General features: G+C 64.7%; 7 protein-coding genes. 5 read left to right on the top strand and 2 right to left on the bottom strand.

Annotated elements, in window-relative coordinates:
* Position 1: 1 nt before the first annotated feature.
* Both AB7Z56_RS08355 and malQ read right to left on the bottom strand, forming a co-directional pair.
* Positions 2 to 1804, bottom strand: a complete 1803-nt coding sequence (locus AB7Z56_RS08355; protein ID WP_063981405.1) for a glycoside hydrolase family 15 protein — start codon at positions 1802 to 1804, stop codon at positions 2 to 4.
* A 30-nt stretch (positions 1805 to 1834) separates the two neighbouring features.
* Positions 1835 to 3796 (bottom strand): 4-alpha-glucanotransferase, encoded by a 1962-nt coding sequence (gene malQ / locus AB7Z56_RS08350; protein WP_441256183.1) that lies wholly within the window; start codon positions 3794 to 3796, stop codon positions 1835 to 1837.
* 204 nt (positions 3797 to 4000) lie between these two features.
* On the opposite strand from malQ, the gene AB7Z56_RS08345 reads away from it, so the two are divergent.
* From AB7Z56_RS08345 to treZ, 5 genes are read left to right on the top strand one after another with little or no spacing between them, the layout of a single operon-like run.
* Positions 4001 to 5947 (top strand): maltotransferase domain-containing protein, encoded by a 1947-nt coding sequence (locus AB7Z56_RS08345; RefSeq protein WP_063981403.1) that lies wholly within the window; start codon positions 4001 to 4003, stop codon positions 5945 to 5947.
* Positions 5948 to 5957: 10 nt separating this feature from the next.
* Positions 5958 to 9248 carry a maltose alpha-D-glucosyltransferase gene (gene treS, locus AB7Z56_RS08340; RefSeq protein WP_063981402.1) on the top strand — a complete coding sequence of 1097 codons (3291 nt, stop codon included), beginning with the start codon at positions 5958 to 5960 and terminating at the stop codon, positions 9246 to 9248.
* Complete coding sequence (glgB, locus tag AB7Z56_RS08335; RefSeq protein ID WP_063981401.1) at positions 9241 to 11388, top strand: 1,4-alpha-glucan branching protein GlgB; 2148 nt, start codon at positions 9241 to 9243, stop codon at positions 11386 to 11388. The genes treS and glgB overlap by 8 nt, the downstream gene beginning before the upstream one ends.
* 3 nt (positions 11389 to 11391) lie before the next feature.
* Positions 11392 to 13470, top strand: coding sequence for a glycogen debranching protein GlgX (glgX, locus tag AB7Z56_RS08330; RefSeq protein WP_063981400.1), 2079 nt, complete (start codon positions 11392 to 11394; stop codon positions 13468 to 13470).
* A complete protein-coding gene (gene treZ, locus AB7Z56_RS08325; protein WP_063981399.1) occupies positions 13467 to 15221 on the top strand; it encodes a malto-oligosyltrehalose trehalohydrolase in 1755 nt (584 codons plus the stop codon). Before glgX ends, treZ begins: the two co-directional genes overlap by 4 nt.

Raw genomic sequence — 15221 nt, 5'->3', positions numbered from 1 at the left:
CTTACTTCGACCGCTGAACCGCCGGCTTCTCGCTCTCCTGCCTCGCGGCCGAGAGATTGTGCGCGGTGTTGATCAGCGCGATGTGGGTCAAGGCCTGCGGGAAATTGCCGGTCTGGCGTTGGGCGCCTGAATCATATTCTTCGGCCAAGAGGCCGACGTCGTTCGCGATGCCGACCACGCGATCGAGCAACACTTGAGCCTTGTCGAGATCGCCGGCCAGCACATGCGCATCGGCCAGCCACAGGCTGCACGCCAGGAACGCGCCCTCGATCGGCTGCGTCTCCTCGGACACTTCGCGGGGATCGTGGCGCAGCACAAAACCGTCGCGCATCATGTGTTTCTCGACGGCGGCGATGGTGCCCCCAATGCGCGGGTCCGATGGCGGCAGAAAGCCGACGGCCGGCAGCAGTAGCACGCTGGCATCGAGCAGTTTTGAACCATAGAAGTCGACGAAGGCATTCTCCTCCGCGTCAAATCCCTTGTTGCAGACATCGCGATGAATGGCTTCGCGCAGGGCACGCCAATGCAGCAGCGGCGCCTTGAAGCCAAAGGTCTCGGCGCTCTTGATGCCGCGGTCGAAGGCGACCCAGGTCATGACCTTGGAGAACACGTAGTGCCTGGGCTGTCCACGCAGCTCCCAGATGCCGTTATCGGGACGGTCCCAGACCTCGGCGAGATGGTTGAGCACGGCGCATTCCAGCGCCCAGGTCGTCTCGTCGTCGAGCTTCAGCTTCGCCATGCGCGACTGGTGGAAGGCGTCGATCAGTTCGCCGTAGACGTCGAGCTGGAGCTGCGCATGCGCGGCGTTGCCGACGCGCACCGGTTGGGCGCCCTCATAACCGTCGAGCCAGCCCGCTTCCCATTCCAGCAGACGCCGCTGGCCCCAGATGCCGTACATGATCTGCATGTCCGCCGGCGAGCCTGCCGCCGCGCGCAGCAGCCAATTGTGCCAGGCCAACGCTTCCTCGGTGTAACCCGAGTTCATCAGCGCCAGCAGCGTGAAGGTCGCATCGCGCAGCCAGCAGAAGCGGTAATCCCAGTTCCTGGCGCCGCCGAGCTTTTCCGGCAACGAGGTGGTGGGCGCCGCGACGATGCCGCCGGTGGGGGCGAAGGTCAGCGCCTTCAGCGTGATCAGCGAGCGTACGATCAGATCGTGATATTCGCCGTCGCGGGTGCAGCGGCTGCACCATTCGTTCCAGAATTTCTCGGTCTCCTGGAAGGCGATCTCCGGATCGATCGGCGCGGGCGGATCGAGATGCGAGGGGCCGTAGGTCAGCACGAACGGCACGGTCTCACCCGCCTTCACGTCGAAGTCGGAGACCGTGGTGAGATCCTCGCCGCGGGTCTCCACCGGGGTGCGCAGCACCGTCATGTCCTGGCCGGCGATCGCCAGCAGCGAATGGTCGATGCGTCGCACCCAGGGAATGTCGACGCCGAAGCCGAAGCGGATGACAAGCTCCATCCGCATCTTCACCGTGCCCGTGAGGCCGCGGACCAGCCGCACGATGTCGGAGGCCTTGCCGCGCGGCGGCATGAAGTCGATCAGCGCAACGGTGCCGCTCCTGGTCTCGAAGCGCGTTTCGAGGATGAGGGTGTTGCCGAGATAGCGGCGCGAGATGGAGGTCGTGTCCTCGCTTGGCGCGATCAGCCAGCGGCCGTTCTTGTGCGTACCGAGGATCGCGGCAAAGCAGGCATCTGAATCGAAGGCCGGCCAGCACAGCCAGTCGATCGAGCCGTCGCGCCCGACCAGCGCTGCGGTCTCGCAATCGCCGATCAGCGCATAGTCCTCGATCCTCTGAGCCAATGTGTCACGAGCCCCGGAAAATCCGCCGTTTCAACTCCCGCCGGTCAACGAGCGTTCCCGCGTCGCCGCCTTCAAGGCCGTAACATCGACCTTGGCGGCGATCTTGTCGAGCGCCACCGGCAGGCGCTGGCGCCAGTTCGGATGCTCATCGATCGTACCGGGAATGTTGGGCTGGTCAATTACGCTGAGCAGATCCTCCAGCGACACCGCCAGCAGACGCGACGGCGTCCGCGACAGGAAGGCGAGCACCGAATAGAGATCGTTGGCGTTGATGCCGTTCTGGCGCAGGATCTCGTCGAGCCTGCCGAGCGCATCCCAGCGCGCCTGGTCGTTCTCGCCAGGGTCGAGCCCGAGCGAGCGCTTCATCTTGAGATCGCTGAAGGAGCGCCAGCCGGCATAGGTGCACAGATCATGCGTGTTCAGCGTGACCAGCGCGTTGGGCCGGTAATGGTCGGCATTGCGGAAGCGGCCGGCATCGTCGCGCTCGAACATCATGACCAGGTAGGACCAGATGCCGAAATCCTGCATGGTCTCGCGGAAACCTTCCGGCACGGTGCCGAGGTCCTCGCCGATCACGATGCATTTGTGCGCCGCGCTCTCGCGCACCACGGCGCCGAGCAGCGCCTCGAACGGCATCTGCACGTAGGCGCCGTTGTCCGGCTTGAAGCCGCGCGGCACCAGATACAGCCGTTTCAAGCCCAGCACGTGATCGAGCCGGATCGCGCCGGCATGGCGCATCGAGGCGGCCAGCATGTCGGCGAACGGCACGAAGGATTGCGCCTCCAGACCACCGGCATTGAAGCCGGCAAGGCCCCAATCCTGTCCGACGGTGTTGAGCACGTCGGGCGGCGCGCCGACGGCGAGATGGCGCGAAATCGCCATCTGCTCGTTCCAGGCGTCGAAGCCGTTGGACTGCACGCCGACGGCGACGTCGAGATAGAGCCCGACGCGCATGCCGAGCTGGCCGGCCAATTCCTTGGCGGACTGCAATTGGCTATCGGCCGTCCATTGCACGAATTCGACGAACTCGACCTCGCGCTTGTCGGGACCGTTGCGGAGCTCGGCGCATTTGGCTTCATCCGGCTGCTGCCACTCTTGCGGCCACTCCCACCAAGGCCCGGAGAAGCGATGCCGCAGCACCTCGAAGCAGGCAAAGCGGGACAACAGCGGCGCGCGGTCCGCGCGGAAGGCGTCGAATTCATTGCGGCGCGCCTCGCTCGCGCTCGTCACGAAACTGTTGTAGGCGGCGCGCAGGCCGAGCCATTTCAGCGCCGCCATGTCCGCATAGGGCACACGGTCGCCTTCGCGCAGCCGCGCGGCGGTCGCCGCCGCGTCGGGGACGAGGTCGGCGGCAAACTCCGGGATCGCCTCGACGTCGATATAGAGCGGGTTGAGAAACAGCCGGCTGTTCGGCGAATAGGGGCTGCAATCGGCGGGGTGGTTGTCGAACAGAACATGCAGCGGATTGAGCCCGACGCCATCGGCGCCGAGCTGCCTGGCGAGCCGGACGAGATCGGCGAGGTCGGTGAAATCGCCAATGCCCCAATTGCGGTCCGAGCGGACGCTGTAGAGCTGAACGGCAAGCAGCCAGCCACGGGCGAAATCGCCGCCGAAGGCGCGTTCGGGCGCCACGATCATCGGCACCTCTTCCGCAACACCCTTGGCATCGGTCAGCGTCAACCGATGATAACCGAGCGGCAGGCCGGCGGGCCAGGCGATCACGGGCTCGTGGGTCTCGCCTTGCGCGATCACATTGCCGTTTGCGCGCAATGTCCATTGCAGCGGCGGCGCGCCGATTGTCGTCAATTCGGTGCGCGGATGTCCCAGGGCGCGCACCACCACGGGCCCGCCGACGAAGCGGTAAACCCGCTTCTCCGGCAGGGCCTCGAGGATGGATTTGAGGGCCACGGGATCGGTGACCCGCAGCTTTCCGAGGGCATCGACGAATTCGGACTGAACGCCCTTGATCCGGGCTTGAGCTAAAAGATCCATTCGGCACGCAGCTTGCAGGCCGTCATCCGGCCGGGGGCAGGGAATTTAACGAGGTCGTGGAAGAGGTTAGTCAGGGCTAACTCGCAGACCGTGCCTGCCGTTCCCAAGGGAACCAATGACACACAAGCGGCTTTCTATATTGGTATCAAGCGTAGGTTCCCGACAAGGGAAACGGGCTCCTGCTTTCTTGTCAATGGCATCACCGTGAACAAGACAATTCAAACTGTCGAGAGTGCCGCAGCCGGCAGCGCTTTCCTCATCGAAGATATCTATCCCTCGATCGACAGCGGCCGTTTCGCGGTGAAGCGGATTGCGGGCGAACGGGTCGACGTCTGGGCGGACATTTATCGCGGCGGCCACGCGGTGATCGGTGCCGCGCTGATCTGGCGAGGAGAACAGGACCGGGAATGGCGGAGCGAGCCGATGATCCATCACGGCAATGACCGCTGGTCCGGCGCCTTCACCCCCGGCGAGCCCGGCCAATATGTCTATGCGATCGAAGCGTGGACCGACGAGTTCGCCACCTGGTCGCACGGGGTTGAGCGCAAGCGGCGCGCCGGTGCGGACGTCAGCCTCGACGCGATCGAGGGCGCCGGCCTCCTGACCAAGGCACATGGCGCCCGGCAGGACGCCGCGGCGGTCATCGTGAAGCAATGCGAGGATTATCTTCAGACCGGCGACGTCGGCTCGCTGCTGGCAGCCGATCTCGGCGCGGCCATGGCTGAGAGCCAGTCGCGGCCCGACCTGACCCGCTCGCAGAACTTCCCGCTGATCGTCGACCGCGACAGAGCGCGCTTCGGCGGCTGGTATCAGATGATGCCGCGCAGCCAGGGCCAGAGCCCCGGCCAGCATGGCACGCTCCGTGACTGCATCGCGCGCGTGCCCGACATCGCCGCGATGGGATTTGACGTGCTCTACTTCACGCCCATCCACCCCATTGGCCGCACCCGCCGCAAGGGCCGCAACAATGCGCCGGTGGCGACCGAAGGCGATCCCGGCTCGCCCTATGCGATCGGCACGACCGAGGGCGGGCACGATGCACTGCATCCTGAGCTCGGCACGATCGAGGATTTCCGCGCGCTGGTCGCGACCTGTCTCGAATACGGCCTCGAGCTCGCGCTCGACTTCGCCGTGCAATGCTCGCCGGACCATCCCTGGCTGAGGCAGCATCCGGAATGGTTCAAATGGCGGCCGGACCGCTCGGTGCGGACGGCGGATGATCCCTATTCGGACATCGTCATCCCCGATTTCGCCTCCGTCGACAGGGCCGGGCTGTGGAACGCGTTTCGCGATGCCATGCTGTTCTGGATCGACCACGGCGTCACCATCTTCGCCATCGACAATCACGACACCGCGCCGCTTCCGTTCTGGGAGTGGCTGATCAGCGACATCCGCCGCCGCCATCCCGAGGTGATCCTGTTCTCCAAGACCTTTGCACGGCCGAAGCTGATGCAGGGCCTCGCCAAGCTCGGCTTTGCACAGTCCTTCAGCTATTTCCCCTGGCGCACCGCGAAATGGGAGCTGGAGCAATATCTGGGCGAGCTGACCCGCTATCCCGAGCGGGATTTCTACCGGGCGAACCTGTTCGTGAGCACGCCCGACCTGCTGCCCTATCATCTCCAGGGTGGCGAGCCCTGGGCGTTCAAGTCGCGAGCCGCGCTGGCCGCGACGCTGTCCGGCAGTTACGGCATCTACAGCGGGTTCGAGCTGCTGGAGCATGACGCGATTCCCGGCCGCGAAGAATATCTCGATTCCGAGAAATACCAGATCAAGCAGCGCGACTGGGACCGGCCCGGCAACATCAAGCCCTACATCGCCGCGCTCAATCGCATCCGCAACGATAACGCCGCACTTCAACAAATGGAGAATTTGCGCTTCCTCGGCGTCGAGGACGGCGAGACGATCGCCTTTGCCAAGGAGGCGGCCGATCCAGCCAACACTGTCGTCGCGGTCATCGCCCTCTCGCGCCATGTCCGCGAAGTCTGGTTGCCGCTCGGCGACCTCACCATCGACGCCGGCGGCGCACGCCGCCACGTCACCGCACTCGAAAATCTCATCACAGGCGAACTGTCCCGCATCGAATGGGGCGGGATCAGATTATATATCGATCCCGACCGCGACCCGGCGCTGCTGTTCCGCTGCCTGGCGTAAGGATCACGCCATGAATGTTTTGTCTTCCGTCGACACCCAAAAAGCCGAGGCAGCCGAGATCGTGGATGAACTCTGGTACAAGGACGCCATCATCTACCAGCTCCACGTCAAGGCGTTTGCCGACAGCAACCATGACGGCATCGGCGATTTCGCCGGACTGACCGAGAAGCTGCCCTATCTCCAGGAGCTCGGCGTCACCGCGCTGTGGCTGCTGCCGTTCTATCCATCGCCAGGACGCGACGACGGCTACGACATCGCCGACTACGGCTCGGTCAATCCTGATTTCGGGACGATGAAGGACTTCAAGCGCTTCATCCAGGAAGCGCAGAAGCGCGGCCTGCGCGTCATCACCGAGCTCGTCGTCAATCACACCTCCGACCAGCACAAATGGTTCAAGCGCGCGCGCCGCAGCCATCCGGGCTCGAGCGCCCGCAACTGGTATGTCTGGAGCGACACCGACCAGAAATACCAGGGCACGCGGATCATCTTCACCGACACCGAGAAGTCGAACTGGACCTGGGACCACGAAGCCGGGGCGTTCTACTGGCACCGCTTCTTCTCGCACCAGCCGGACCTCAATTTCGACAATCCGCGCGTGGTCAGCGCCCTGATCCAGGTGATGAAGCGCTGGCTGGATGCCGGCGTCGACGGATTCCGCCTCGACGCCATCCCCTATCTCTGCGAACGCGACGGCACCAACAACGAGAACCTCCCCGAGACGCATGCGATCATCAAGCGCCTGCGCCAGGAACTGGACTCCTACTCCAAGGGCAAGCTGCTGCTGGCCGAGGCCAATCAATGGCCGGAGGACGTGCAGGAATATTTCGGCCGCGGCGACGAGTGCCACATGGCCTACCACTTCCCGCTGATGCCGCGCATCTACATGGCGATCGCGCAGGAAGACCGCTTTCCGATCACCGACATCTTGCGCCAGACGCCGGACATTCCCGCAAGCTGCCAATGGGCGCTGTTCCTGCGCAACCATGACGAGCTGACGCTGGAGATGGTCACCGACGTCGAGCGCGACTATCTCTGGACCACCTACGCCAACGATCCCCGCGCCCGCATCAATGTCGGCATCCGCCGGCGGCTGGCGCCGCTGATGGACAATGACCGCCGCAAGATCGAGCTCATGAACTCGCTGCTGCTGTCCTTTCCCGGCACGCCGATCATCTATTACGGCGACGAGATCGGCATGGGCGACAACATCTATCTCGGCGACCGCAACGGCGTGCGCACGCCGATGCAGTGGAGCCCGGACCGCAATGGCGGCTTTTCCCGCTGCGATCCCGCCCGTCTCTACGCGCCGCTGATCATGGACCCCGTCTACGGCTACGAGTCGGTGAACGTGGAGGCGCAGTCGCGCAGCCTGTCCTCGCTGCTCAGCGCCACCAAGCGCCTGATCTCGGTACGCAAATCGACCCTCGCCTTCGGCCGCGGCACCATGACCTTCATCCGCCCGGCCAACCGCGCCGTGCTGGCCTATGTCCGGCAGTACAACGACGAGGTGATCCTGTGCGTCGCCAACCTCTCGCGCGCAGCCCAGGCGACCGAGCTCGATCTGTCGCCGTGGAAGGACCGCATTCCGCAGGAGATGCTCGGACGCACGCGTTTTCCGCCGATCGGCGAGGTGCCCTACATGATCACGCTGGGGCCTTACGGCTTCTACTGGTTCCAGCTCACCGAGCGCAACAAGTCCGAGCCGGTGACGCCGCGCGCGGTGCCTGAGTTCGAGACGCTGGTGGTGCCGGTCAATTCGACCTGGGTGTCGCTGGCGCGCGAGCGCGGCGTGTTCGAGCACGAGGTGCTGCCAGGCTTCCTGTCGCGCACGCGCTGGTATCCCGAGCAAGATCCCAAGCAGATCAAGCCGACGCTGACCTCGGCGGTGCCGTTCTGCGACATCGGCGACAACAGGCCCTGGATCGCGATCTTCGAAACCCCGCAACAGGATGCCACGGCGCGCTACGTGCTGGCGATGCAGATCGAATGGGTGCGCTTCGACCGCGAACGCTTCAACCCGAAGGCGCTCGCCGCCGTGCGTCAGGGCGCGCGCGAGGGTACGTTGCTCGACGTCGCGACCGAGCAGATCTTCATCGGCCTGTTCCTGCGCAATCTGTCGCAGAACCTGGTGGTGGAAGAGAACAATCTGCGCCTGGAGTTCAAGGCGACCAGCCGGTTCGCCGATTACATCATCAAGGAGCCCGAACGCATCCGCGCCATCGAGCAGTCGAACAGCACGGCGCTGGTCGACAACCAGTACGTCGCCAAGATTTATCGCCAGCTCGAAGGCGGCATCAATCCCGAGATCGAGATCGGCTCCTACCTCACTGACGTCGCGCACTTTGCCAATACGCCGGCGTTGCTCGGCAGTGTCGAGCTGGTCGAAGGCGATCGAAGCAGCGCGGTCGGCGTGCTGCACGCCTATGTCGAGAACCAGGGCGACGGCTGGACCGTCACCACGGGTTATCTCGACCGCTATATCGACGAGCAGCGGTTGGCGCCGATGAGCGAAGCGCCCCGAGAGACCCAGGAGCAGGCGCCTTATCTGCACTTCATGGCGCAGATCGGCCGGCGGCTCGCCGAGCTGCATGTCGCTCTCGCCGCCGCAAGGCCCGATGATCTCGCGCCGGAGCCGATCGGCCCCGCGCATGTCGAGCGCTGGGCATCCGAGCTCAAGGCACGGGCCGAGCGGATCTTCGAACGGCTGGCCGACAGCCGCGACGGCCTGCGCGAGGCCGACCGGCCTCTGATCGACCAGCTCGTCGCGGTGCGCACGACCCTGCCCGACCACCTCTATGCACTCTTGCCATCCGACATCGGCGGGTTGAACATCCGTCATCATGGCGACTTCCGCCTCGGGCAAATCCTGATCGTGAAGGACGATATCTTCATCATCGACTTCGACGGCAATCCGCATCTCGCGCTGGCCGACAAGCGGCGCAAGGCACCGGCCGCACGCGACGTCGCCGGCCTGATCCGCTCGATTGAGCTTTCGGTTAACACAGCGCTCGGCCGCGCGCTGACGGGCGCATCCGACGAGCAGGACCGGCTCACGACCGCACTCGGCGAATGGCGCGAACGCGCCGCCGCGACATTCCTTAACGCTTACCGCGAAGCCATGACCGATCGCCGGCTGTGGCCGGAAGATCGGCAATCCGCGGAAGGCCTGTTAAGGTTTTTCCTGCTTGATCAAGCCTTCGACGAAGTAGAGTACGAGCTGTCCCACCGGCCTGAGGGGCTCCGCGCGCCGCTGACCGGACTGCTTCGCATTCTGTCCAATGAGAGCGAAGCCCATGCCTAAACTGCCAGCCGAGGCCTACGCGATCATCGAGGGCCGCCACTCCGACCCCTTCCATTATCTCGGGTTGCATCCCGAGGGCGGCAAGAGCGTGGTGCGCGCGTTCCTCCCCGAGGCCACCAATGTCGAGGCGGTGGGCGAACATGGCGAGGTGGCGAAGCTCGATCGCGTCCACGCTTCGGGCCTGTTCATCGGCGCCTTGCCGAACGGCTCGAAGCGCTATCAGCTCCGCGCCAGGTTCGGCGACAACATCGTCGAGTTCGAGGACGCCTATCGCTTCCCGCCGATCCTGACCGATTTCGATCTCTATCTGCTCGGCGAAGGCACCCATCAGCGCCTCTACGACAAGCTCGGCGCGCATCCGATGCGGCTCGAAGGCATCGACGGCATCGGCTTCGTCGTGCTGGCGCCGAATGCGCGGCGCGTATCCGTGGTCGGCGATTTCAATTTCTGGGACGCGCGGCGCCATCCGATGCGGGTCCGCGGTGCCGGTTATTGGGAGCTGTTCATCCCGCACGCCAAGGCCGGCGACCACTACAAGTTCGATATCATCGGGCCGCACGGCCATCAGGTGCCGCTGAAGTCCGATCCCATGGCCTTTGCGAGCGAGGTGCGGCCGAAGACGGCTTCCATCGTGTTCGACGAGGCACATCTCGCACGCCCGCGCCCGGCGCCGGATGGCATCAACGCGCTCTCGGCGCCGATGTCGATCTACGAGGTCCATCTCGGCTCCTGGCGGCGCAAGAACGGCGGCGAATGGCTCACCTATCGCGAGCTGGCCGAGCAGCTGCCGGCCTATGCCCGCGACATGGGCTTTACCCATCTCGAATTCCTGCCCGTCAGCGAGCATCCATTCGACGGCTCCTGGGGCTATCAGCCGACCGGCCTCTATGCGCCGACCAGCCGCTTCGGCGGGCCTGAGGATTTTGCCGCGCTGGTCGACGCCTGCCATCGCGAGGGCGTCGGCGTGCTGCTCGACTGGGTGCCCGGCCATTTCCCCGACGATCCGCACGGGCTCGGCAGCTTTGACGGCACCTCGCTCTACGAGCATGCCAATCCGCTCCAGGGCCGCCACCTCGACTGGGGCACGCTGATCTACAATTACGGCCGCACCGAAGTGACGAACTTCCTGGTGTCGAATGCGCTGTTCTGGCTCGAGCGTTACGCGATCGACGGCCTGCGCGTCGATGCGGTCGCCTCCATGCTCTATCTCGACTACAGCCGCCCGCCGGGCGCCTGGATTCCGAACCAGTATGGCGGCCGCGAGAACATCGAAGCGATCGCGTTCCTGCGCCGCTTCAACACCGAATTGTACGCGCGCTTCCCGCAGGTGACCACGGCGGCCGAGGAATCCACCGCGTGGCCGCAGGTCTCGCGCCCGGTCGAATTCGGCGGGCTCGGCTTCGGCTACAAGTGGAACATGGGCTGGATGCACGACACGCTGAACTACATCAGCAAGGATCCGATCCACCGCAAGCATCATCACGGCGATATCCTGTTCGGCCTGCACTACGCCTTCTCGGAGAACTTCATCCTGCCGCTGTCGCATGACGAGGTCGTGCACGGCAAACGTTCGATCCTTGGCCGCATGCCCGGCGACGAATGGCAGCGCTTTGCGAATTTGCGCGCCTATTACAGCTTCATGTTCGGCCACCCCGGCAAGAAGCTACTGTTCATGGGCGCGGAGATCGCGCAAAGCCGCGAATGGAATCACGACCAGTCGCTCGACTGGCACCTGCTCGAATACAAGTACCATTCCGGCATCCAGGCGCTGATCCGCGACCTCAACCGGCTCTATCGCGCGGTGCCGGCGCTGCACCAGATGGATTGCGAACAGGGCGGATTCGAATGGCTGATCACGGATGACGCCAACCGCAACGTGTTCGCCTGGCTGCGCAAGGGATTCGACGAGCACGCACGGTGTCTCGTGATCATCAACTTCTCGCCCAACGTCTATCGCAACTATCGCGTCCCCGTGCCCTTCGCCGGCAAGTGGAAAGAGGTGTTCAATTCGGACTCCGCCCATTACGGCGGCACCAATGTCGGAAACATCGGCGAGGTTCATGCCGCTGGCGGCAAGGTGCCCGAGCTTCGCCTCACCATTCCGCCGCTCGCCGCGATCTTTCTCGTTCCGGAAAGCTGACCGATGCGCCTGACTGCTGGATCGCCCGCACGCCTTGGCGCAAGCTGGGACGGACGCGGCACCAATTTCGCGTTGTTCTCCGCCAATGCGCAGAAGGTCGAGCTGTGCCTGTTCGACACGCAAGGAAGGCGCGAACTCGAGCGTGTCGAGCTGCCCGAGCGGACCGAGGACGTCTGGCACGGCTATCTCAATGACATCTCGCCGGGCCAGCTCTACGGCTATCGCGTGCACGGCCCCTACGAGCCCGAGCACGGCCACCGCTTCAACGCCAACAAGCTGCTGCTCGACCCCTACGCCAAACGGCTCGCCGGGCGGCTGGTCTGGAGCGATGCCCATTTCGCCTATCGCACCGGTTCGCCGCGCGAGGACCTCTCCTTCGACCGGCGCGACAACGCGCGCGGCATGCCCAAGGCGGTCGTCGTCGACGAGACCTTCAACTGGGGCCGTCGCGAGATCCGGCCCAACATCCCCTGGGAAGACACCATCATCTACGAGGCCCACGTCAAGGGTCTGACGCAGAAGCGCGACGACGTGCCGCCGAATTTGCGCGGCACCTATGGCGGCCTGTCGTCGCCGGCGATGATCGAGCATTTGAAAACGCTCGGCGTCACCACCGTCGAGCTGCTTCCGATCCACAGCTTCATCGACGACCGCATTCTGGTCGAGAAGAAGCTCGTCAACTACTGGGGCTACAACACGCTGTCCTTCTTTGCGCCCGAACCGCGCTACGCCCAGGACAATGCGCTCGATTCCTTCCGCACCACGGTCGCGCGCCTGCACGATGCCGGCATCGAGGTGATGCTCGACGTCGTCTACAACCACACGGCCGAAGGCAATCACCTCGGTCCGACCCTGTGCTACCGCGGCATCGACAATGCCTCCTATTACTGGCTGAACCGCGAGAACCCGCGCTATTACGACGACTTCACCGGCTGCGGCTCGTCGGTGAACCTCACCCATCCGCGCGTGCTCCAGATGGTGATGGATTCGCTGCGCTACTGGGTCGAGGTCTGCCATGTCGACGGCTTCCGCTTCGACCTCGCCACCACGCTCGCGCGCGGACCGAACGGCTATGATCGCGGCAGCTCGTTCCTGACGGCGATCCGGCAGGACCCGGTGCTGGCGGCGGTGAAGCTCGTCGCCGAACCCTGGGATCTCGGGCTCGGCGGCTACCAGGTCGGCGCATTCCCTTCCCAATGGTCGGAGTGGAACGATCGGTATCGCAGCGCCATGCGCCGCTACTGGAGCGGCGAAGGCAGCCTGATTGGCGACATCTCCAGCCGCATGACAGCCTCATCCGACCTGTTCAACCATGACGGACGGCGACCGCGCGCCGGCATCAACCACATCACGGTGCATGACGGCTTCACGCTCGCCGACCTCTTCAGCTACAACGAGAAGCACAACGAGGCCAATGGCGAGGACAATCGCGACGGCTCCAGCGACAACCACAGCAACAATTGCGGTGTCGAGGGTCCGACCGACGATCCCGAGATTCTCGGGCTGCGGCGGCAGCTTCGCAAGAACGTGCTGGCCTGCCTGATGCTGGCGCAGGGCGTTCCGCTGATCCTGGCCGGCGACGAGGTCGGCAATTCGCAGTCCGGCAACAACAACGCCTATTGCCAGGACAACGAGGTCGGCTGGGTCGGCTGGGACAATCTCGGCAAGGACGGCGACGACATGGTCGATTTCGTCGCCGGGCTCGCCGAGATCCGCCGCCGCTTCTCGCAACTTCGCAGCCATCGCTGGCTCGACGGCCGGCCCAAGGACGGCGTCTCCTACGGCGCGCTGTGGCTGACGCCCGCCGGCGACGAGATGACGGAGAACGACTGGAAATTCCCGGAAGGGCGGTTCCTCTCCTATGTGATGGGGCCGATGGAACCGGGGAGCGCCGCGATCTTTATCGTACTGAACGCCGCCCCCGAAGAGATCGCATTCAAATTGCCCAAAATGGCCGAGTACAAAAGCTGGCAGCAGATCCTGAATACCACCGATGCCAGACCGAACAGTGTTGATCTGCAGCCCGGAAGCGACAGCAAGGCGCCGCCGCGCTCCGTGCTCGCCTTCGCGGGGGCGCTATGAGACCATCGTTCGGGGCGAGGCCGACCAAGGACGGCGTGTCGTTCCGGCTGTGGGCGCCCGGCGCTCGCCGAGTCGATCTCCTGCTCGACAGAAGACACGCGATGCAGCGCCGGCAGGATGGCTGGTATGTCGCCGAGATTGCCGGCCTGCCCGTCGGAAGTCCCTACCAGTTCAGGATCGACGACGAGATCGACGTGCCCGATCCCGCATCCGCCTTCCAGCCGGACGACGTTTTTGGCCCGAGCGAAGTCGTCGATCATGATGCCTTCGCGTGGCGCGCGCGCGATTGGCGCGGACGTCCCTGGGAAGAGACAGTGCTGATCGAGACCCATGTCGGTACCTTCACGCCTGAGGGCACCTACCGCGCCATGATCGACAAGCTCGATCATCTCGTTGCGACCGGGATCACTGCGCTGGAATTGATGCCGCTGGCCGATTTCGCCGGCCGCCGCGGCTGGGGCTATGACGGTGTGCTCTGGTACGCGCCCGACAGCGCCTATGGCCGGCCCGAGGACCTGAAGACACTGATCGACGAGGCGCATCTGCGCGGGCTGATGGTGTTTCTCGACGTCGTCTACAATCATTTCGGCCCCGAGGGGAATTATCTCGGCCGCTATGCGCCGGCCTTCTTCACCGATGCGCATACGCCCTGGGGCAGCGCGATCGATTATCGCGTGCCGCAGGTCCGGGCCTTCGCGGTCGAGAACGCGCTGTCCTGGCTCACCGACTACCGCTTCGACGGCCTGAGACTGGATGCCGCCAATCACATCATGGCGATCCCGGGCGAGCAGTCGATGTTGCAGGATCTCAGCGTCGCCGCCGGCGAGCTTGCCAAGGCCACCGGACGGCACATCCATCTCGTGCTGGAGAACGGCGACAACCGCGCCAGCCTGCTCGATGCCGCGCAGGATCCGCCCAACGGCAAATATCGCGCGCAGTGGAACGACGATTATCACCACGTCTGGCACGTGATGCTGACCGGCGAGCTCGCGGGCTATTACGCCGACTACCAGACGCCGCGCATGGATCTCTCGCGCGCGCTCGCGTCGGGCTTCGTCTACCAGGGCGAGATCTCGGAGTTCTGGGGCAAGAAGCCGCGCGGCGAGGCGAGCGGCGAGTTGCCGCCGGCGACCTTCGTCAACTTCCTGCAAAACCACGACCAGATCGGCAATCGCCCGCTGGGTGAGCGGCTCGAGAGCCTGGCATCGCCACGGCAGATCGAAGCCGCGCTCGCGGTGACCCTACTCGCACCGATGGTGCCGATGCTGTTCCAGGGCGAGGAATGGGGCTCCACGGTGCCCTTCCCGTTCTTCTGCGATTTCCAGGGTGGCCTTGCCGATGCCGTGCGCAAGGGCCGTAAGCAGGAATATGCCTGGGCCTACGAGAAATACGGCGACGAGGTCCCCGACCCACTCGATCCCAAAACGCCGCAATCAGCCGTGCTGGATTGGACCGGCCACACGCCGGAGCAGGATGCGCGGCTCGCGCTGGTGCGGGAGCTGCTCGCGCTGCGTCACAAGGAGATCGCACCGCGGCTGAAGGGTGCGAGGTTCGGCGATTCCGAGACGGCCGATAGCGGCCTGCTCACCGCGCATTGGCGCATGGGCGATGGCACGACGTTGCGCCTGACCGCCAATCTCTCGGACAAGGACATCGCACGTCCCAGCGACGCGACAGGCACGCCGATCTGGGGCTCTGTCAGCGGCGATCGGCTCCCACCCTGGTCGGTGATCTGGCATCTCGGAGGTTAG

The sequence above is a fragment of the Bradyrhizobium sp. 482_C4_N1_8 genome (assembly GCF_052075965.1).
GTDB classification, from domain to species: Bacteria; Pseudomonadota; Alphaproteobacteria; order Rhizobiales; family Xanthobacteraceae; genus Bradyrhizobium; species Bradyrhizobium barranii.
This window is presented reverse-complemented; position numbering and strand designations above follow the sequence as displayed.